Source organism: Streptomyces sp. NPDC000878, assembly GCF_053599695.1.
The window spans coordinates 62,649-82,120 of record NZ_JBSFMT010000034.1; the positions used below are offsets into that span (position 1 = coordinate 62,649).

Consider the following 19,472-nt stretch of genomic DNA (forward strand, 5'->3'; position numbering starts at 1 on the left):
GAAGCCATCATGACGACCACCCTCCCGCAGGCGCCGCCCCCCGCGGCGCCCGACCCCGGCCGGGCCCCCGTCGCGAATCCCCTCCTCGACGGGGCCCGGCCGGGCGGAGCCCGGACCTTCGGGACCGAGGTGCTCGCCGTGATGGGACGCAGGCTCAGGCGGCTGCGCCGGGGGCCCGGCCGGGCCATCGGCGTCGTGCTCAACCCGCTCGTGTCGATGGTGCTGCTCGGCTATCTGTTCCGGGACGCCATCACGCTGCCCGCCGGCGGAAGCTACGTGGAGTACGTCTTCGCCGGCGGCGCCGTCCAGGTGGGGCTCGCCTGCGTGGGACCGACCGCTGTGTCGATGGCGATGGACCTGCAGGGCGGCATCATCGACCGGTTCCGTTCGCTGCCGATCAGCCGGTCCGCCGTGCCGTTGGGGCACACCGGCGCGGACTTCCTGGTCGCCCTGGCCGCGCTCGCCGTCACCACGGGCGCCGGGCTGCTGCTCGGCTGGCGTTCGCACACCGGGCTGCTGCCCACGCTCGCGGGGTTCGCGCTGGTCGCGGTCTTCACGTACGTGATGCTGTGGCTCGGCGTGCTGCTCGCCATGACCCTGCGCAGCATCGAGACGATCAGTGTCGTCGCGCCGTTCATCGTCGTCGTGCTGCCCTTCCTGTCCAGCGCCTTCCTCTCCCCGCAGTCCATGCCGGGTGCGATCCGCCCGATCGCCGAGTGGAACCCGGTCAGCGCCGTCATCGCGGCCTGCCGCGACCTGTGGGGCAACCCCGCCACCACGAGCCCCGGCTTCGTCGGCGAGCATCCGCTGGTCGTGGTCGCGGTGACCCTGAGCGTGCTGTTCGCGGCCTGCCTCGCCCTCAGCCTGCGCCGATTCCGAAAGCCCTGAGCCTCCCCGAAGCAGTGAGGAACACCCACCATGCCTGTCACAGAACGCGAGGCGGCACCCGATCCCGCCTCGCTCGACCTCACCGATCCGCAGACCTTCCTCGACGTCGACCAGCACGCCATGTGGCGCAGGTTCCGCACCGAGAGCCCCGTGCACTGGCACCCGGCGGGCCCGGCCGGCCCCGGCTTCTGGGTGATCTCCCGGTACGCGGACGCGGTCGCCGTCTACCGCGACAACAAGCGGTTCACCTCCGAGAAGGGGACCGTCCTCACCACGCTGCTCCAGGGCGAGGACTCGGCCTCCGGCAAGATGCTCGCCGTCACCGACGGAGTGCGCCACCGCGAGATCCGCAACCTGATGCTGAAGTCGTTCTCGCCGCGCGTCCTCGCGCCCGTCGTGGACGGCGTGCACCGGCACACACGTGAACTGCTCGGTGCGGCCGTCGAGTCGGACCGGATCGACTTCGTCACCGACGTCGTCGACCACATCCCGATGCACACCATGGGCGACCTTCTCGACATCCCGGCCGCCGACCGCCCGCAGCTGGTCGAGTGGAACACCCGGACGCTGTCGCGGCACAGCTCCGAGGAGAGCGAGTTCGAATCGCTCCTGGCACGCAACGAGATCCTGCTCTACCTCTCCCAACTCGCGGCCGAGCGCCGGGCGAAGCCGGGCGACGACGTCCTCAGCACCCTGGCCACCGCCACCATCGACGGCAGACTCCTGACCGACGACGAGATCGTCCTCAACAGCTACAGCCTCATCCTCGGCGGCGACGAGTCGACCCGGATGTCGATCACCGGCGGGCTCATCGCGCTGGCCGAGAACCCCGGACAGTGGCGCCGCCTCAAGAACGGCGACGTCACCTCGGAGTCGGCCACGGAGGAGGTCCTGCGCTGGACGACGCCCGCCATGCACTTCGGACGCCGTGCCCTGGCCGATGTGGAACTCGGGGACCGGGTCATCCGGGCCGGTGACGTGGTCACACTGTGGAACGCCTCCGCCAACTTCGACGAGGACGTGTTCACCGACCCGTGCGCCTTCGACGTCGGCCGCACCCCCAACAAGCACGTGGTCTTCGGCCACGGCCCGCACTTCTGCCTCGGCGCCTTCCTGGGCCGGGTCCATGTGAACGCCATGGTGGAGGCGCTGCGCGCCATGGTCGCCGACATCACGCTGCTCGGCCCCCCGCGGCGCCTCTACTCCAACTTCATCCAGGGCTACAGCGGCCTGTCCGTCGCACTGCGCGCGGAGCCGGCCGCCGAGGAGGTTCGCTGAGATGCGGCACACGACACGGACCACGGGCGGCACCACGCTCGCGATCCTGCACACCGAGACCCCGGCCGACGCCTGGGACGAGGCACGCTGGGAGGAGGTGCGCGGCCGGACGCGGGTGCTGCTCGACTCGTACGGGGTGGTCCTGCTGCGCGGCGCCGGCATCCCCGACGCCACCGCGTTCCACGCCGCCGTCAGCGGCTTCGGCGGCGACCTCATCGAGAGCTACCGCGGCGGCAACACCCCCCGCAAGACGCTCTCCGACGGCGTCTTCACCTCCACCGAGTACCCGGCGCGCTACGACATCACCCTGCACAACGAGCTGTCGTACGCCCGTAGCTGGCCCGACCGGCTGTACTTCTGCTGCCTGGACGCACCCGACACCGGCGGCGCCACCCCGGTCTGCGACGGCGAGGCACTGCTCGGCGCGCTCAGCCCCGAGGTGCGGGAGCGGTTCGCCGCCGGGGTCGTCTACCGCCAGTACCTGCACGGCGGGGCCGGGCTCGGCAAGTCCTGGCAGGACACCTTCGAGACGGACGGCAGGGCGGCCGTCGAGGAGTTCCTCACGGAGTCGGGCGCCGACTTCGTGTGGACGGCCGACGGCGGCCTGCGCGTCAGCCAGCACCGCCCCGGTGTCCGCAAGAACCCGCGCACCGGCCGCGACACCTGGTTCAACCAGGCCGACCAGTGGCACCCCTCCAACCTCCCCGACGACGAAGGGGAGTTGCTCCTGTCCCTGACCGACTCGGTCGACGACCTGCCGCACTGGGTGACGTACGCCGACGGCACCCCCCTCCCCGACGAGGACCTCGCCGAGGTCCGCGCGGCGCAGCGCGAGCACATGCTGACCGAGCCCTGGCAGCGGGGCGACGTGATGATCGTCCACAACCTCTCCGTCCTGCACGGCCGGGAGGCGTTCACCGGCACGCGCAAGGTCGTCGTCTCGATGACCTGAGCGGGGCGCACCGGACGGTTCGGAGCGGCCCGGCGGAGAGCGCCGGGTTCCTCCGGCACGGCAGACAACCAGGGGGAGCGTACGGATGACAGTGCTCGACGACATCGTGGCGGGGGCGCGCGAGGACCTCGCGGAGCGCCGGCGCTCCGTGCCGGAACGAGAGGTGAGGCAGCGGGCGTCGGCGCGCGGCCGGGGTGTGGACTGCGTGCCCCTGCTGAGGGCCGCGGACGGGCGCCCCCGGGTCATCGCCGAGGTGAAACGCGCGAGTCCCTCCCGCGGTCCGCTGGCCGCGATCGAGGACCCGGCCGGGCTCGCCGCGGCGTACGAGAAGGGTGGCGCGGCCGCGATCAGTGTGCTGACCGAGCGTCGCAGGTTCGACGGAAGCCTCGCCGACCTGGACGCGGTGCGGGCCAGGGTCGCCCTGCCGGTGCTGCGCAAGGACTTCGTCGTGGACCCGTACCAGGTCTGGGAGGCTCGGGCACACGGCGCGGACCTGGTGCTGCTGATCGTGGCGGCGCTCGAACAGCCGCTGCTGGCCGATCTGTCGGCACTCGCCACGGAGATCGGCCTGACGCCGTTGGTGGAGACCCACGACGAGGCGGAGGCCGAGCGCGCGCTCGAGGCCGGGGCGCGGGTGATCGGCGTCAACGCGCGTGATCTGCGAACGCTGAGTGTGGACCGGTCGACGTTCGCGCGGGTCGTTCCGCACCTGCCGGCCGACGTCGTGCGGGTCGCGGAGTCGGGTGTGCGGGGGTCTGCCGACGTGGCGGGGTACGGGGCGCTCGGGGCGGATGCGGTGCTGGTGGGCTCGTCGCTGGTCGCCGAGGGTGACGCGGCGTCGGCGGTTGAGCGTCTGCGGGGCTGATGCGGCGATGGCGGCTGAGTGTCTGCGGGGCTGATGCGGTCGGCCGTCCGCGGGTGCGTCGTGGCCGTTCGCGCAGTTCCCCGCGCCCCTGAGATGCGCGGCTCCGCCGCGCACCCAGAGGGCGCGGGATGCGCGCCCTGACACGGCGCACGGAGTGCGCCGTCAAGGGGCGCGGGGAACTGCGCGACCAGCCACGACGCACCCGCACCCGCACCCGCACCCGCACCCGCACCCGCACCCGCACCCGCACCCGCACCCGCACCCGCACCCGCCCCGCACCCGGACGCTCAGGCCACCGCAACCCGCCCCGCCCGCCCTGCAAGGGCCACCCACCGCTCCAGCACCCCCGCCGCCGCCCCCGAATCCACGGAGTGCCCCGCACGGACCAGACCGGACGCCAGGCGTTCGGTCAAGGGCGCCGTACCGCCCTCGAACGCCGCCAGCCCCGCCGCCGCCGACAACAGCACCGCATCCCTGACCGGCCCCCGAGCCCCGGCCAGGACGTCCCGGGCCACCCGGGCGTTGTACACCCGGTCCCCGCCGCGCAGCGACCCCGCGGCGGCCCGCGGGACACCGATGTCCCGCGGATCGAACGACTCCCGGCGCACCTCGCCGCCGGTGACCGACCACACGGTGGAGGTAGTGGTGACCGTCAGCTCGTCCATCCCGTCGTCGCCGCGGAACACCAGCGCGTCCGTGCCCCGCCGCGCGAGAACCTCGGCGATGCGCTCGGCCAGTCCCGGGTCGGCGACCCCGATCGCCTGGGCCGCCGGCCGCGCCGGATTGGTCAGCGGACCGAGGGCGTTGAACACCGTACGGATGCCGAGTTCGCGGCGCGGCCCGGCGGCGTGCCGCATCGCCGGGTGGAACAGCGGGGCGAAGCAGAACGTGATGCCGGTCTCCTCGACGACCGCTCCCACCTCGGCGGCCGGCAGGTCGAGTGCCACCCCCAGCTCCTCCAGCACATCGGCCGATCCGCACGCCGAGGACGCGGAGCGGTTGCCGTGCTTGACGACCCGTGCGCCGGCCCCGGCCGCCACGAGCGCCGACATCGTGGAGATGTTCACGCTGTGCGAGCCGTCGCCGCCGGTCCCCACGATGTCGAGGCAGCGGCCCGGCACGGTCAGCGGCACCGCGTGCCGGAGCATGCCGCGCGCCAGGCCCTCGATCTCCGCGGCCGTCTCGCCCTTCGCGCGCAGGCCCATCATCAGGGCGGCGAGCCGCGCCGGACCCGCCGCACCGGACATGGCCTCGTTCATCGCCCATTCGGTCTGGGGCGTGGACAGGTCCTGGCGGGCCAGCAGAGCGTTCAGCAATTGGGGCCAGTTCTCCACGGCGTTCTCCTCCTGCACGAATGGGTTCACTTTTCCGTCCGGTTTCAGTCTGGGAAATGCGACGGGTCCTTTCCAGACCACCGCCGCATTGTTCGTGCGGTCCAATTCGGCGAAAGGGATGTGAGCCGCATGCAGGTGGCGATGAACGTCGTCCGGGACTCCGAAGTTCCGCTGACGTCACAGATCCAGCGATTCATCAAGAGCGAGGTCGCTGCCGGAGTGCTGCACCCGGGCAGCCGGCTGCCTTCCAGCCGCAGCCTCGCCGACGACCTCGGCGTCTCCCGCAGTGTGGTCGTCGAGGCGTACGGACAACTCGTCGCCGAGGGCTATCTGGAGGCGGTGCAGGGCGCGGGCACCCGCGTCGTACGGCATCTGCGGCCCGAGCCGGTCGTACCGACCCTGCTGGAGGACTGCCGGGTGCCGGACGTGCGCTGGGACCTGCGTCCCAACGCCCCCGTGTTCCCGCACTTCCCGCGCCGCGACTGGCTCACCTGTTACCAGCGGGCCCTGCAGTCCGCGGACCCGGCCGACCACGACTACCCGCCGCCCGCCGGGGTGCCGGCCCTGCGCACCGAACTCGCCCACTACCTGGGCCGGGTGTGCGGTGTGCCCAGCGCACCGGACCGGATCATGGTCGTCGCGGGCTTCGCCCAGACCCTCGGGCTGCTCGGCGCGGCGCTGCCCGAACTGGGCGTGGACGCCCTGGGAATGGAGAACCCGGGGCATCCGCGCCTGCGCCGGTTCGTGCGCGAGTGCGGACTGCGGCCGGTGCCGCTGCCGGTCGACGCGGAGGGCCTCGATGTGGCGGCGTTGCGGGCGTCGGGGGTGCGTGCCGTGCTCGTCACGCCCGCCCACCAGTACCCGACCGGTGTCACCCTCTCCATGCGGCGGCGGGCCGAACTCGTCGCGTGGGCACGGGAGACCGGGGGCTGGATCGTGGAGGACGACTACGACGGCGGCCTCTGGTACGAGCGCGGCACGCCCCGGCCGCTCGCCCTGCGCCGGCTCGCCCCGGACCACGTCGTCTACGCGGGCACCGCCAGCAAGACGCTCGCCCCCGGCCTGCGCCTGGGCTGGCTCGCGGCACCGCCGGCCATCCTCGCCCCGCTGCTGCGTGCCCGCGCCCGGCACGACCTGGGTACCGACAGCCTGGCGCAGCTGGCGTTCGCACAGTTCCTGCGCAGCGGCCTGTACGACCGTCATCTGCGCCGCCTCAACTCCCTGTGCCGGGACCGCCGACAGGTCCTGGACACGGCGGTGCGACGGCATCTGCCCGGTGCCACGGTCCTGGGACCGGCGGCCGGACTGCACGCCTGCGTACAGCTGCCCCCGCGCACCGACGAGGCGGCGCTGGTGGCGGGGGCGCTCAGCCGCTCCGTCCTGGTGCGGGGCGCGGCGGCGTTCCACGCGCGGCCGGGGGAGGGACCGCCCGCGCTGGTGGTGGGGCATGCCCAGCTTCCGCGTACGGGGATCGGGGAGGCCGTCGCGGAGCTGGGCGCGGTCCTCAACTGACGGGGGAGGTGCGGAGCTCCAGGAAGTTGCGCATCATGGTCAGCCCGCCCGTCGTCATCACGGACTCCGGGTGGAACTGCACCCCTTCGACGGGCAGTGTCCGGTGCCGCAGCCCCATCACATAGCCGTGGTCGGCGGCCACCGCCGTGGTGACGAGCTCCTCCGGCAGCGGCTCGGCGACCAGCAGCGAGTGGTACCGGGTCGCCTCCAGCGTGTGACCCAGCCCCTGGAACAGTCCCGCCCCGTCGTGCCGCACAGTGCTGGTCCGCCCGTGCATCACCCGCTCGGCCACCTCGATCCGCCCGCCGTACGCGAGCCCGATGGCCTGGTGCCCCAGACACACGCCGAGCAGCGGCACCCGCCCCGCGAACTCGTGCACCAGTTCCACGTGCCCCGAGTCGGCCGGATGCCCGGGACCCGGCCCGAGCACCACGGCGTCCGGTTCGAGCCCCGCCAGAGCGGCGGGTGTCCGGGTCGCGGAGCGGACGACCAGGGTGTCGGCGCCGAGGGTGCGCAGGTACTGGTCGATGATGTGCACAAAGCTGTCGTACGCGTCGATCAGCAGTACCTTCACGGCAGCAGTTCCTCTCCGGTCAGCGCCCAGTACGCCGCGCCCATCTTCGCCAGGGTCTCCTGCCACTCCGCCGCCGGATCCGACTCGGCGACCATGCCGGCCGAGCTCTGCGTGGAGTAGACGGCGCCGTCGTACTCGATCGTGCGGATGCACAGGGCGAGTTCGCACCAGCCCCGTACGTCGATCAGACCCACCGCGCCCGCGTAGCTGCCGCGGCGTTCTGCCTCCAGGCCGTCGATGATCTCCATGGCGCGCACCTTGGGCGCCCCGGTCATGGTTCCGGCGGGGAACGTCGCGCGTACCGCCTGCCACACGTCCACGTCCGGCTCCAGACGGCCGGAGACCGTCGACACCAGGTGGAAGACGTGCGAGAAGGTCTCCACCTCCATGAGCCGGTCCACCGGCTGGGTGCTGGGCCTGCTGATCCGGCCGATGTCGTTGCGGCACAGGTCGACGAGCATGATGTGCTCTGCCTGTTCCTTGCTGGACTCCCGCATCTCCTTGATGCGACGCCGGTTGACCTCGTCGTCGGGGCCGCGCCGCGCGGTGCCCGCGATGGGGCGCATCACGATCTCGTCCCCGGTGAGGTCGTCGGGTTCGATCCGGAAGAACAGTTCCGGGCTCGCACCGATGAGCGTGCCGCCCGCTCTGGGCATCAGATACATGTACGGCGACGGGTTCCGCGCGCGCAGCCGCCGGTAGACGTCGAGCGGCTCCAGGTCCGTGGTGACGTCGATACGGTGCCCGATCTGGATCTGGTACAGGTCGCCGACCGCGATGTGCCGCAGGCAGCGGTCCGCCCGGTCCAGGAACGTGTCACGGCCGACACTGTCGCGCACCGAGCGGGGTGCGGGTGCCTCCGGTGCCGCCACGGCAGCGGTCCGTGCCGCCTCGGCGGCGGCCGAGGAGACGTCGGCCGCCGGTCCGGCGTCCGCGAACGCCGCGCTGTGCGCCCGCAGATGACGTGGTGCTCCGCCCGCGGCGTCGTACCGGACGGTGTCCCGGAAGAGCGAGAGCGTGATGTCGGGGCCGTGCGGCTCCTTGGTCCGGCCGGGCAGCGTCTCCATGTGCCAGGCGGACTCGTACGCGAACGACGAGAGGAATCCGAACGCGTGACCCTGCTCGGGCAGTTCACCGTGCACCGCGAAGACGCGCCGGGCCCGGTCGAGAGCCGCCCACAGCATGTCCTGGCCCGAGAAGCGCAGACGGTGCGGGTCGCCGGGCTCGGGGCCCGGCGGCGCGTCCTCGGTGAGCCCCGCCGATCCGGCGGCCCGGGCCAGGGCCGCCGCCACGGCCGGCACGCCGTCGATGTCGAGATACCGGTCGTACACCCGGATCTCGGCGAGCCGTCCGACACCGACGACGGCCGAGCGCGGGTCCTCGCCGTGGTCCGGCAGATTCTCCAGGAGGAACACGTCCGCCGAGGGACGGCCGCCGGTCAACAAGGCGTAGAGCGCAAGTGGTTCATGCCGGGGCAGACGGGCAGCGGCCATCCGCACCTCAATGGTTCCCGTTCCGTTCAAGACGAACTCCCCACCGAATTGGGTGTCATGCCGGGAAGAGTCAATCAACCGCCCTGCGAACAGAGCCAGACCAATTCCGTGGAGCCGATGCGGTCCATTCTCGAATTGCTTGACCGGGTGCCGGAGGTGGATATGTAGTGGGTGCATATTCGACACCCACAGGGAAGGCTCGGCCATGGAAGTCCTGGAAGGGAAGACCGCAGAATTCGCTGAACTCCGGCGCAAGTTCCCGGCCGTTCAGCAACCCGATTGGCCCGACCCCGCCGCGTTGCGCGACGTCACCGACCGGCTCGCCGCCGACGCACCGCTGGTCACCGCCGGCGAGTGCGCCGACCTGCGGGGGCGCATGGCGGCCGTGGCCCGCGGCCAGGCGATCCTGTTGCAGGGAGGCGACTGCGCCGAGACCTTCGCGCAGGTGACCCCCGACTCCGTGCGCCGCAAGCTGAAGACGCTGCTGCAGATGGCCGTGGTCCTCACGCACGCCACCGCCCTGCCGGTCGTCAAGGTCGGCAGGATGGCGGGCCAGTACGCCAAACCGCGCTCCAGCCCGATCGAGCGGCAGGGCGATCTGACCCTGCCGTCGTACCGCGGGGACGCGGTCAACGGTCTGGAGTTCACCGCCGGGGCCCGCAGACCCGACCCGGCCCGCCTGCGCACCATGTACGAAGCGTCGGCGCGCACACTCGACCTGGTCCGTTCCCTCACCACGGGCGGTTTCGCCGGTCTGAGCCAGGTGCACGCCTGGAACCAGGGGTTCGTCGCCCGCTCACGCGCCGGTGAGCGGTACGAGTCGCTCGCCGACGAGATCGGCCGCAGCCTGGCCTTCATGCACGCGTGCGGCATCGACACCCGGGAGCTCGGCACCGCCGAGTTCTATGTCAGCCACGAAGGGCTGCTCCTGGACTACGAGACGGCGCTCACCCGCACCGACCCGGCGACCGGCCAGGTCTACGCGGGCAGCGGCCACCTGCTGTGGATCGGTGAGCGCACCCGCCAACTCGACGGCGCCCACGTCGAGTTCTTCTCCCGCATCAGCAATCCGATCGCCGTCAAGCTCGGCCCGTCCGCCGCCGCCGACGATGTGCTGAAACTGATCGACCGCCTCGACCCGCATCGCGAGCCGGGCCGCCTCACGTTCGTGGTGCGGGCGGGAGCGGAGCGCGTACGTGACGTGCTGCCGGTCCTCGTCGAGAAGGTCGGCGCCGAGGGAGCCCAGGTCTGCTGGGTCAGCGACCCGATGCACGGCAACACGACAACGGCGCCCAGCGGCCACAAGACCCGCCGCTTCGAGACGGTGCTCGACGAGGTACGCGGCTTCGTGGAGGTCCACCGCGCCCTGGGCACCCACCCGGGCGGCATCCACGTCGAGTTGACCGGCGACGACGTCACGGAGTGCGTCGGCGGCGGCAACGCGCTCCTCGTGGAGGAACTGCCGGTCCGGTACGAGACGGCCTGCGACCCGCGCCTGAACCACACGCAGTCGTTGGACCTCGCGTTCCTGCTGGCGGAGATGTACCGCGACCAGTGACCGGGCCCGGTCGGGCTACTCGCCGTGTCGCGTCCCGGCCACCGTTTCGTACGGTGGATCCTGCTCCAGGTAGAAATGCCCTCCGGGCAGGGTCCGCAACTGGAACCGCCCCCGTGTGACCTCCCGCCAGGCCGCCGACTGATCGCCGGTCACCCGGGGGTCGTCGGTGCCGACCAGCGCCGTGACCGGGCAGGTGAGCGGCTCGGCGGGGCCACGCCCGTAACCGGCGAGCATCTGGAAGTCGGCACCGATGTACGGCAGGACCAGGTCCACGAACGCCCGGTTGCCCAGCAGTTCCGGGTCGGTGCCGCCCAGTTCGATCAGGGTCCTGACGACCGCGGCCTCGTCCCAGGCGGTCGCCGCAGCGGCGTCCGGCACGTGCAGCTGCGGGGCGCGGGCGCCGGAGGCGAACAGATGGTGCACGGTGCGGCCCGCCGCCTCCAGGGCCCTGGCCACCTCGTAGGCCACGGTCGCGCCCATGCTGTGGCCGAACAGGGCGAGCGGGCGGGGGTCGTCGTCGGTCAGCAGTTCCGCCGCGATCCGCTGTGCCATCGGGGCGAGTTCGGTGGCGTACGGCTCACCGAAACGCTCGGCGCGCCCCGGATAGCACACCGCACGCACCTCGAACCCGGGCAGAGCCTTGCTCCAGCCACGGAAGAAGTAGGGAGAACCGCCGGCGTGCGGGAAGCACACCAGGCGCCGCCCGGCGAAGGGCCTCGGTTCCACGACCTGCGTCCACAGCATCCTGCCCCCAGGGGTCGTCAGTCGCTCCGGCACCCACCGGTGCCCGGGCGATGGTCTCGATCCGCGCTGACACCCCGCTGACAAGGCGGCCCCGCCCCGGTGTCAGTCCCGTGTCAGGCCGGCGCGTCAGCATGGACCGCACGGGAGTGTTCGCCCGAAGAGGCTCGTATCCGTCCGAAGAGTCTCCGCCTTCACCCCGGGAGCCTCGAGCCCGCCCACGATCCCAGGAGCACCATGCCTCCGGCCACCTCGACGTACCCCTCGATCACCGAGGCCACGATGATGCCGCGCCTCATCCGGATCGACTCAAACCTCTACGGTGCCGTCTTCACCCTGATGAAGCTGCTTCCCGCCCACTACATCCTGCAACGCGCGCAGGAGAAGGGCGAGTTGGGGCCGGACACGGTCATCGTCGAGACCACCTCCGGTACTTTCGGACTCGCCCTGGCCATGCAGGCAGCCCTGATGCGCCGGAAGCTGATCCTGGTCAGCGACCCGGCCATCGACGCCAACCTGTACCGCAGGCTCACCGATCTCGGTGCCCGCGTCGAGATCTGCCGGGAGCCCGCGCCGGTCGGCGGCTACCAGGCGGCCCGGCTCGACCGCCTCGCGGAGATCCGGGCCGAACTGCCCGACACCTTCTGCCCCGAGCAGTACAGCAACCCGGACAACCCGCGCTCGTACGGTACGGTCGCCGACCAGTTGCAGCGCACTCTCGGCACGGTCGACTGCCTGGTCGGCCCGGTCGGTTCGGGCGGCTCCATGTGCGGTACCACGCGCGCCCTGCGCGCCCGTACCCCGGACACCGTCGCGCTCGGCGTCGACACCCACCACAGCGTTCTGTTCGGCCAGCCGGACGGCCCGCGGGAGCTGCGCGGCCTCGGCAACAGCCTGTGGCCGGCCAACCTCGACCACGGCGTCTTCGACGAGGTGCACTGGCTGTCCGCCGCGGAGGCGTACGCCAGCACCCGCGCGCTGCACGCCCGGCACGCTCTGTTCCAGGGCCCCACCAGCGGCGCCGCCTACCAGGTCGCCCGCTGGTGGGCCGCGCGCAACCCCGACCGGACCTGTGTCGTGATGCTCCCCGACGAGGGTTACCGCTACCAGGCCACGGTCTATGACGACGCCTGGCTCGCCGCCGGCGGCCACACGGCGGTGGACCGTCCGGCCGAGCCCTCCCGGGTCACCGGGCCCGGGGCGGCGGGGGACCGCTGGTCCCGGCTCGTCTGGCGACGGCGTTCCTACGACGCGGTGCCCGGCGTCGTCCCGCGCGCCCCGCTGGCCGAAGGAGCCCTGTCATGAGCCCCCGGAGCAAGCACACCGGCCGCCTCACCGGCACTCTCGCCCCCCGTACCCGCCGCATCGTCTACGGCGAACAGAGCCCCGGTGAGATCCGCCGCGAGCTCGAACCCATCACCACCGTCGACCTCGCGCACGTGGTGATGCTCGCCGAGAGCGGACTGCTGCCGGCCGAGGCCGCGGCCCGGCTCATCGAGGCCGTACGGCGACTGCGGGCGAGCGGCTTTCGCGAACTGGAGGGCCTGGACGCCCCGCGCGGCGCCTACCTCATGTACGAGGGCCACCTCTCCGCCGAACTGGGGGCCGACGTCGGCGGCAAGCTGCACACCGCCCGCTCCCGCAACGACCTCAAGGCGACCGTCACGGCGATGCGACTGCGCGACGAACTGTCCGACCTCCACGGGCAGCTGATGCGCCTGCAAGGTGTCCTCCTGTCCCGGAGCCGCGCGCACGCCGACGTCGTCATGCCCATCTACACCCACTTCCAGCCCGCGATGCCCGTGACCTACGGCTACTACCTGGCGGGCGTCGCCGCCGCTCTGGACCGGGACCTCGCGGCACTGCGGCACACGGTCGACGAACTGGACCGCTGCCCCCTCGGGGCGGGCGCCGTCGCCGGTACCGACCTACAGGTCAACCCGGAGCGCACGGCCGTTCTGCTGGGCTTCACAGCGCCGCCGTTGCACGCGACCGACGCGGTCGCCGCCCGCGACACCCTGCTGCGCGGGCTCGCCGTGGTCGCGTCGGCCGCGGTCACCCTCAGCCGGCTCGCCACCGATCTCCAGCTGTGGAGCACACAGGAGTTCGGCTTCGTCGACTTTCCCGAACGGCTCGTCGGGGGCAGCTCCGCGATGCCGCAGAAACGCAACGCGTTCCTGCTCGAACACGTCAAGGCGAAGGCGGCGATCGCCATCGGCGCCTGGACGGCGGCGGCCTCGGCGATGAAGTCGACCCCGTTCACCAACTCCATCGAGGTCGGCACGGAGGCCGTCTCGGTGGCCTGGCCCGCCCTGGCCGCCGTACGGGACGCGATCCTGCTCGGCCAGGTGCTGGTCTCCGGGGCCCGCCCGGTCGCCGAGCGGATGGAGGCCCGCGCCCATGAGGGCTTCGTGACAGCCACCGTGGTCGCCAACCGGATGGTCGCGGGGGGCGTCCCGTTCCGTACGGCGCACCACGCCGTCGGCGCGGCCGTACGCAGGGCGGTCGAGTCCGGCTCCACCGAACTCGGCGCGGCGGACCTGTCGCACGAGGGCCTGGGAACGCCGCTCCCCGAACTGCGCGAGGTGGTCGCGGAGCTGAACCGCGGCGGCGGCCCGGGGGAGTGCGACAAGGTGGTCGACTCCCTGCGGGGCCGTCTGCACGACCACGCGGAGTGGGCCACCGCCCACCACGCCCGCCTGCGGGAGGCACGCCGGCGACTGGACGCCGAGGCACAGGCGATCGTGGCGCGGTACACGCCGGGAGGCACCCGATGAGCGGCGGCTGGATGGCCTTCGTGGAGAGCAACACCACGGGTACGGGACGGGAGTTCTGCGCCGCCGCACGCACGCGGGGCCTGCGGCCGGTGCTGCTCGCCCGCGACCCGGGACGGTATCCGTACGCCGTCGAGGACGCCGTCGACACCCGGACCCTGGACACCACCGACCCGGACGCGGTGCTGCGTACCCTGACCGGCCTGGCCGCGGCCGGCGGCCTCGCGGGAGTCACCTCCAGCTCCGAGTACTACGTCGCGGCAGCGGCCCGCGCCGCCGCGGTGCTCGGTCTGCCGGGTCCCGACGGTGACGCGGTGGCGGCCTGCCGCGCCAAGGACGTGCAGCGGGAGCGGCACCGCGCGGCCGGGGTGCCGGTGCCGGGGTTCGAGGCCGTCGCGGACGCCGCGGCGGCCGTCGCCGCGGCCGAGTCCCTCGGATACCCCGTCGTGCTCAAGCCGGTCAGCGGCTCGGGCTCGGTCGGCGTACGCCTGTGCCGGAACGCGGACGACACCTTTGACTGGGCCCACCGGCTCCTGGACGACGGCGCGAACACCCGCATCCTGGTGGAGGAGGCGGTGGCCGGACCGGAGTTCTCGGTCGAGACGTTCGACGGCCGGGTCGTCACGGTGGTCGCCAAACACGTGGGCCCGGTCCCGTACTTCGTGGAGACCGGCCATGACGTCCCTGCCGCCGTCCCCGGGCCCACGGCCCGCGCCCTGGGCGAGACGGCCGTGCGAGCCCTGTCCGCGCTGGGCCTCGGCTGGGGCGCGGCCCACACCGAACTGCGCTGGTCCGCCGGCGGCCCGGTCGTCATCGAGGTCAACCCGCGCCTGGCGGGCGGCATGATCCCGGTCGCGGTACGAGCCGCTCTGGGCGTGGACCTGGTGGACGCCGTGGTGGCCCGTGCCGCAGGCCTCCCGGCGGCGGCGCCGGCCCCCGGCGCGGGCCACGCCGCGGTGCGCTTCGTCCGGGCGACCCGGGAGGGCCGCGTGACAGCGGTACGCGGGCTGCCCGAGGCCGCCGCGGCCCCCGGCGTCCTGGCCGTGCGGGCGACCACCGCACCCGGCCGCGACATCCGCATCACCCACTCGTTCCAGGACCGTCTGGCCTGCGTGGTGGCCGTGGCACCCGACCCGCTGAAGGCGGCCCGCCGCGCCCTGGCGGCAGCGGACCTCATCGAGGTCGACCTGGATCCCGTACCCGCCCCGCACCCATCACGAGAGAGGGCCGCGACCAGATGACCGCGACGAGCCTTTCCGGCCGGGCACACCAGGACCACGCCCGGCACCCGGGTACCGGGGACGGACGCCCGCCCGAGCCCTCCACCGCCGGGTTCACCGCCACCGTCCCCCGCTGGCGCGCCCCGCACGCGGGCGGTCCCGGCGCCGGCACACACCGGACCACACTCCCTCCCGGCCTGGCCGGCGACCTGGAGCGCACCGCACGCGCCCTCGGCACCGACCTGCCCGGCCTCCTGCTCACCGCGCATGCCCGGGTCCTGGCCACGCTCACCTCCGAACGCGGCGTCGTCTCCGGTTACGTGCCGCCGCCGAGGGGGTCTTCACCGCGCGCGCTGCGCCTGACCGTCGACCCCTCCACCTGGGCCGAGCTGGCCGAAGCCGTCTCCCTCGCGCCTCAGACGGCGCCCGGCGCGACCGACACCGTGCTCGACCTGTCCGGCCTCACGACCGGCACCCCCGGCCACGGTCCGGGCGCCGTGGTGCGGTTCGCGTGGGCTAAGGGCCCGGACGGCCTCGCACTGCACGTGACGTACGACCTCGGAGCCTTCGACGGCGACCACGCCGCACGCCTCGCCGGATACCAACTGGCCGCCCTGCGCCTGCTCGCCGAGGACCCGTCGGCCCGTCACGACCGCCGGAGCCTGCTGTCCCCCGAGGAGACCGCGACCCAGCTCTACGGACTCGCCGGTCCGCGCGACGACCCGCCCGGCCTCACCTTCGTGGACCTGTTCCGGCAACGGGCACGGGAACGCCCCGGCGCCCCCGCCGCCGCCCACGGCGACCGGACCTGGACCTATCGGGAGCTCGACGAACGCTCCGACCGCGTCGCGCATGCCCTGATCGCGGCGGGAGCGGGCGCCGAAGACGTGGTCGCGGTCGTCATGGACCGCACCCTCGACTGGATCGCGAGCGCCATCGGCGTCCTCAAGGCGGGGGCCGTGTACCTCCCGATGCCACGCGACCTGCCCGTGGAACGCGTGGCCGTCCAACTCGAGGAAGCCGTCTGCGTGCTGGCCCTCACCGACCACCACTGCGAGTCCGTGGTCCGCAAGGCGGCCGCCGAACTCGAAGGCGGGCTCCCCGTTCTGACGCTCGACCACATGAGTGACGTCTCCCGGGAACGCTCCCTCCCAAGGCCGCCCGCTCCCGCCCAGGCCGCCTACATCTACTTCACGTCGGGCTCCACCGGCACCCCCAAGGGCGCCCTGTGCGAGCACGCGGGCCTGGTCAACCACCTCTACGCGAAGATCGACGACATGGGGCTCGCGCCGGGTCACGGGCAGGTGGTGGCGCAGACCGCGTCCGTGGGATTCGACATCTCCCTGTGGCAGTTCGCCGCGCCGCTGCTGGCCGGCGCGACCACCCGCATCATCGACACCGACGTGATGCTCGACGTCTCCGGGTTCCTCGGCGAACTCGTCGACCGCGACGTGACCGTCGCGCAGACCGTACCCTCCTATCTCGACGTCCTGCTGCGCCACCTGGAGCGCCACCCGCGCGACCTCGGCGCCCTGCACACCCTCTCCGTCACCGGCGAGGTCCTCGGCCTCGAAGCGGTCCGCCGCTGGTTCGCCGCCCACCCCGGCATCCGCCTCGTCAACGCCTACGGCGCCACCGAGGTGTGTGACGACACCATGCACGAGATCCTGGACGGCGTTCCGGAGCGCGGCTTCGTGCCGCTCGGGCGGCCCCTGCGGAACGTCACCACGTACGTGCTCGACCACAATCTGGAGCTCGTCCCCCTCGGCACGACCGGCGAGATCGCCTTCTCCGGCGTCTGCGTGGGCCGCGGCTACATCAACGACGAGGAACGCACCCGGCAGGCCTTCGTCCCCGACCCGTTCCGCGCCCACACCCGCATGTACCGCAGCGGCGACTTCGGCCGCTGGCTGCCCGACGGCCGCCTCGAGTTCCTGGGCCGCCACGACGAACAGGTGAAGATCCGCGGCTACCGGATCGAACTCGGAGAGATCGAGCACCAGTTGGCGACCATGGCGGGTGTGCGGGACGTGGCGGTCGTCATCGACGGCGACCTCGGTGCCACCCGCACCCTCGTCGCCTTCTTCACCACGGACGAGACGGACGCCGCCGCCCCCGACACCGCGGCACGGGCACGCGACTTCCTCGCGGCCCGGCTGCCCGACTACATGGTGCCCACCTACTGCCACCGGCTCGACCACCTCCCGCTGACCGCCAACGGCAAGGTCGACAAGGCGGCGCTGGCCGGACTCGCCGGCACTCTCGGCCACGGCGGAGTCACCCGCACCGCCCCGGCCACACCCGACGAGCGGCGCCTCGCCGTGGCCTGGGCCGAAGTGCTCGGCGTCCCCCTGGAACGCATCGGCAAGGACGACAGCTTCTTCGCGCTCGGCGGCACCTCCCTGGCCGCCGCCCGGCTCATCGCCCACCTCGGCCGCCGCCTGACCGTCGCCGACCTGGTCGCCCATCCGGTCCTCGCCGACCTGGCCCGCGTCCTGACCCGCCGCCGCGACGGCGGGCCCCGCCGACCGCACCGCCACCGGCTGCTGCATCCGCTGCTTCCGGTGCGCAGCCCGCACCACACCCTGGTCTGCTTCCCGTACGCCTCCGGGAACGCCGTCAACTACCGGGCGCTCGCACAGGAGTTGGAGCGCGACGGCGTCGCCGTGTACGGGGCCGAACCGCCCGGCCACGACTTCGCCGCCCCCGACGAACCTCTGCTGGACGTGCCCGAGCTGGCCCGCCGCGCCAGGGACGAGATCCTCGCCCACCTCACCACACCCGTCCTGCTGTGGGGCCACTGCGCCGGCGCCGCGGCCGCCCTGGAGACCGCCCGGCTCCTGGAGGCGGCGGGCCGACCCGTCGAACGGGTCTTTCTCGGCGCCCAACTGCTCCCGGACGCCGAGGCGTTGAGAACCGAACTGGCCGAGCTCGCGGGCGTGGACCGGCGCACCCTGCTCGGCCGGCTGCGCGGCGGCCACGCCTACGTGGAGCTGGACGCGTACCAGCCGGAGCGGGCCGAGGTCGCCGACCGCGCCTACCGGCACGACGTCGACACCTCCCACCGGCACCTCATCCGGCTTCAGGAACAGCCGCACCCGCACCGCCTGGCCGCCCCGGTGGACGTCGTCGTCGCCCGGGACGACCCGCAGACCGCGGACGCGGCCCGTGCGGTCGGCGCCTGGCGGACCCTCGCCGAGCGCGTCACGCTCCACGAACTGGACGACGGCGGCCACTACTTCATCGGTACCAGGCCGGCCCTCAGCGCGGCCCGCGTACGAGAGGCGACCACCCGGACACACGCGCAGAGCAGACCCGTACAGGACAGGAGTCGCACGTGACCACGACCGACTACCGCCAGGTGGCGGCCACCGGGGTCAGCACGGCCTTCGGCACCTTCGGTGAACTGCTCCAGGGTGTGCTGCCCGAGGAGGACGGAGACTTCCTGGTCACCCTGCCGGTGGCCCGCTGGTCCACGGCTCGCTTCGTACTCGCCGCGGACCAGGCGGAGGTGGTCGTCGAACCGGCCCACAAGAAGAAGGCGCTGCGGCTGGCCGGGATGATCCTGGAGGACGCCGGAGGACCCGGCGGCGGGGCGCTGGTCATCGACAGCACCCTGCCCGAGGGCAAGGGCCTCGCCAGTTCGTCCGCCGACCTGGTGGCCACGGCGCGGGCCGTCGCCAACGCCCTCGGCGAACCCATGCCGCCGCGTCGTATCGAGTCGTACCTGGCCCGCATCGAACCCACCGACGGCGTTCTGTACCCGGCGATCGTCGCCTTCCACCACCGCAGCGTGCGGCTGCGCGCGAAACTCGGTTCACTGCCTCCGATGACGGTCGTCGGCATCGACGAGGGAGGCGCGGTCGACACGGTCGCCTTCAACGCCATCCCGAAACCGTTCACCACGGCCGACCGGCGGACGTACGCCCGTCTCCTGGACCGCATCACGCGCGCCGTGGCCCGCAGAGACCTGGCCGAGGTCGGCCGGGTGGCCACCGAAAGCGCCCGGATGAACCAGGTGCTGCGCCACAAGAGGTCGCTGGAGCCGATGATCCGCGTCTGCGAGGAGGTCGGCGGTCTCGGTGTCGTCATCGGCCACAGCGGCACCTCGCTCGGGATCCTCCTGGACACCACGGCGCCCGACAGCGGGAGCCGGCTCGCCGCCGCCGCGCAGCGGTGCCAGGAACTGGAGGGCAACGTGACGGTTTTCCACACCCTCAGCTTCCACTGAGCCGGACGGGGGTCCACCAGTCGGTGGACCTCAAGTTCAACCGGTCGCTGCT

15 protein-coding genes are annotated in these 19,472 nt (G+C 72.8%); 11 read left to right on the forward strand and 4 right to left on the reverse strand.

Annotation, left to right across the window (positions count from 1 at the left end; all coding sequences use genetic code 11):
- Positions 1-9: 9 nt before the first annotated feature.
- The 4 genes from ACWDR4_RS27455 to trpC all read left to right on the forward strand — a co-directional run bounded on the left by ACWDR4_RS27455 (position 10) and on the right by trpC (position 3,983).
- Positions 10-888, forward strand: a complete 879-nt coding sequence (locus ACWDR4_RS27455; protein ID WP_450412610.1) for an ABC transporter permease — start codon at positions 10-12, stop codon at positions 886-888.
- Between the two features lie 30 nt (positions 889-918).
- The gene (locus ACWDR4_RS27460; protein WP_450412612.1) at positions 919-2,166 is read left to right on the forward strand and encodes a cytochrome P450; all 1,248 of its coding nucleotides are present in this window, start codon (positions 919-921) and stop codon (positions 2,164-2,166) included.
- Position 2,167: 1 nt separating this feature from the next.
- On the forward strand, positions 2,168-3,118 hold the full coding sequence (locus ACWDR4_RS27465) for a TauD/TfdA family dioxygenase (RefSeq protein WP_450412614.1): 951 nt from the start codon (positions 2,168-2,170) through the stop codon (positions 3,116-3,118).
- An 85-nt stretch (positions 3,119-3,203) separates the two neighbouring features.
- Complete coding sequence (trpC, locus tag ACWDR4_RS27470) at positions 3,204-3,983, forward strand: indole-3-glycerol phosphate synthase TrpC (RefSeq protein WP_450412616.1); 780 nt, start codon at positions 3,204-3,206, stop codon at positions 3,981-3,983.
- Positions 3,984-4,270: 287 nt separating this feature from the next.
- On the opposite strand, the gene trpD is transcribed toward trpC, so the two are convergent.
- A complete protein-coding gene (gene trpD / locus ACWDR4_RS27475) occupies positions 4,271-5,347 on the reverse strand; it encodes an anthranilate phosphoribosyltransferase (protein WP_450412618.1) in 1,077 nt (358 codons plus the stop codon).
- Between the two features lie 99 nt (positions 5,348-5,446).
- On the opposite strand from trpD, the gene pdxR reads away from it, so the two are divergent.
- Positions 5,447-6,829, forward strand: coding sequence for a MocR-like pyridoxine biosynthesis transcription factor PdxR (gene pdxR / locus ACWDR4_RS27480; RefSeq protein ID WP_450412620.1), 1,383 nt, complete (start codon positions 5,447-5,449; stop codon positions 6,827-6,829).
- Here the strand turns inward: pdxR and ACWDR4_RS27485 are convergent.
- Together ACWDR4_RS27485 and ACWDR4_RS27490 are read right to left on the reverse strand one after the other, a co-directional pair.
- Positions 6,822-7,403, reverse strand: a complete 582-nt coding sequence (locus ACWDR4_RS27485) for an anthranilate synthase component II (protein WP_450412622.1) — start codon at positions 7,401-7,403, stop codon at positions 6,822-6,824. The two genes, pdxR and ACWDR4_RS27485, sit on opposite strands and share 8 nt — an antisense overlap.
- Positions 7,400-8,926 (reverse strand): anthranilate synthase component I family protein, encoded by a 1,527-nt coding sequence (locus ACWDR4_RS27490; RefSeq protein WP_450412624.1) that lies wholly within the window; start codon positions 8,924-8,926, stop codon positions 7,400-7,402. The genes ACWDR4_RS27485 and ACWDR4_RS27490 overlap by 4 nt, the downstream gene beginning before the upstream one ends.
- Positions 8,927-9,101: 175 nt before the next feature.
- Here ACWDR4_RS27490 and ACWDR4_RS27495 point away from each other — a divergent pair, with 175 nt between their 5' ends.
- On the forward strand, positions 9,102-10,454 hold the full coding sequence (locus ACWDR4_RS27495) for a class II 3-deoxy-7-phosphoheptulonate synthase (RefSeq protein WP_450412626.1): 1,353 nt from the start codon (positions 9,102-9,104) through the stop codon (positions 10,452-10,454).
- Between the two features lie 15 nt (positions 10,455-10,469).
- Here ACWDR4_RS27495 and ACWDR4_RS27500 read toward each other — a convergent pair whose 3' ends face one another.
- Positions 10,470-11,198, reverse strand: coding sequence for a thioesterase II family protein (locus tag ACWDR4_RS27500; protein ID WP_450412628.1), 729 nt, complete (start codon positions 11,196-11,198; stop codon positions 10,470-10,472).
- 234 nt (positions 11,199-11,432) lie between these two features.
- Here ACWDR4_RS27500 and ACWDR4_RS27505 point away from each other — a divergent pair, with 234 nt between their 5' ends.
- Genes ACWDR4_RS27505 through ACWDR4_RS27525 form a run of 5 tightly spaced genes read left to right on the forward strand, consistent with a single transcriptional unit; the run spans position 11,433 to position 19,420 of the window.
- On the forward strand, positions 11,433-12,500 hold the full coding sequence (locus tag ACWDR4_RS27505; protein ID WP_450412629.1) for a cysteine synthase family protein: 1,068 nt from the start codon (positions 11,433-11,435) through the stop codon (positions 12,498-12,500).
- Positions 12,497-13,972 (forward strand): argininosuccinate lyase, encoded by a 1,476-nt coding sequence (gene argH, locus ACWDR4_RS27510; RefSeq protein WP_450412631.1) that lies wholly within the window; start codon positions 12,497-12,499, stop codon positions 13,970-13,972. The genes ACWDR4_RS27505 and argH overlap by 4 nt, the downstream gene beginning before the upstream one ends.
- Positions 13,969-15,210 carry an ATP-grasp domain-containing protein gene (locus tag ACWDR4_RS27515; RefSeq protein WP_450412632.1) on the forward strand — a complete coding sequence of 414 codons (1,242 nt, stop codon included), beginning with the start codon at positions 13,969-13,971 and terminating at the stop codon, positions 15,208-15,210. Before argH ends, ACWDR4_RS27515 begins: the two co-directional genes overlap by 4 nt.
- A complete protein-coding gene (locus tag ACWDR4_RS27520) occupies positions 15,207-18,530 on the forward strand; it encodes a non-ribosomal peptide synthetase (protein WP_450412634.1) in 3,324 nt (1,107 codons plus the stop codon). The genes ACWDR4_RS27515 and ACWDR4_RS27520 overlap by 4 nt, the downstream gene beginning before the upstream one ends.
- Positions 18,527-19,420: a GHMP family kinase ATP-binding protein gene (locus tag ACWDR4_RS27525; protein WP_450412636.1), complete on the forward strand. Its 894-nt coding sequence runs from the start codon at positions 18,527-18,529 to the stop codon at positions 19,418-19,420. Before ACWDR4_RS27520 ends, ACWDR4_RS27525 begins: the two co-directional genes overlap by 4 nt.
- Positions 19,421-19,472: the final 52 nt, after the last annotated feature.

What these genes read in the sequence shown, in the direction of transcription:
- ACWDR4_RS27520 (WP_450412634.1), top strand. Translation starts at nt 15,207, where the DNA reads ATGACCGCGACGAGCCTTTCCGGCCGGGCACACCAGGACCACGCCCGG.
- ACWDR4_RS27455 (WP_450412610.1), top strand. Translation starts at nt 10, where the DNA reads ATGACGACCACCCTCCCGCAGGCGCCGCCCCCCGCGGCGCCCGACCCC.
- ACWDR4_RS27495 (WP_450412626.1), top strand. Translation starts at nt 9,102, where the DNA reads ATGGAAGTCCTGGAAGGGAAGACCGCAGAATTCGCTGAACTCCGGCGC.
- ACWDR4_RS27505 (WP_450412629.1), top strand. Translation starts at nt 11,433, where the DNA reads ATGCCTCCGGCCACCTCGACGTACCCCTCGATCACCGAGGCCACGATG.
- trpC (WP_450412616.1), top strand. Translation starts at nt 3,204, where the DNA reads ATGACAGTGCTCGACGACATCGTGGCGGGGGCGCGCGAGGACCTCGCG.
- argH (WP_450412631.1), top strand. Translation starts at nt 12,497, where the DNA reads ATGAGCCCCCGGAGCAAGCACACCGGCCGCCTCACCGGCACTCTCGCC.
- ACWDR4_RS27500 (WP_450412628.1), bottom strand. Translation starts at nt 11,198, where the DNA reads ATGCTGTGGACGCAGGTCGTGGAACCGAGGCCCTTCGCCGGGCGGCGC.
- pdxR (WP_450412620.1), top strand. Translation starts at nt 5,447, where the DNA reads ATGCAGGTGGCGATGAACGTCGTCCGGGACTCCGAAGTTCCGCTGACG.
- ACWDR4_RS27460 (WP_450412612.1), top strand. Translation starts at nt 919, where the DNA reads ATGCCTGTCACAGAACGCGAGGCGGCACCCGATCCCGCCTCGCTCGAC.
- ACWDR4_RS27515 (WP_450412632.1), top strand. Translation starts at nt 13,969, where the DNA reads ATGAGCGGCGGCTGGATGGCCTTCGTGGAGAGCAACACCACGGGTACG.
- ACWDR4_RS27465 (WP_450412614.1), top strand. Translation starts at nt 2,168, where the DNA reads ATGCGGCACACGACACGGACCACGGGCGGCACCACGCTCGCGATCCTG.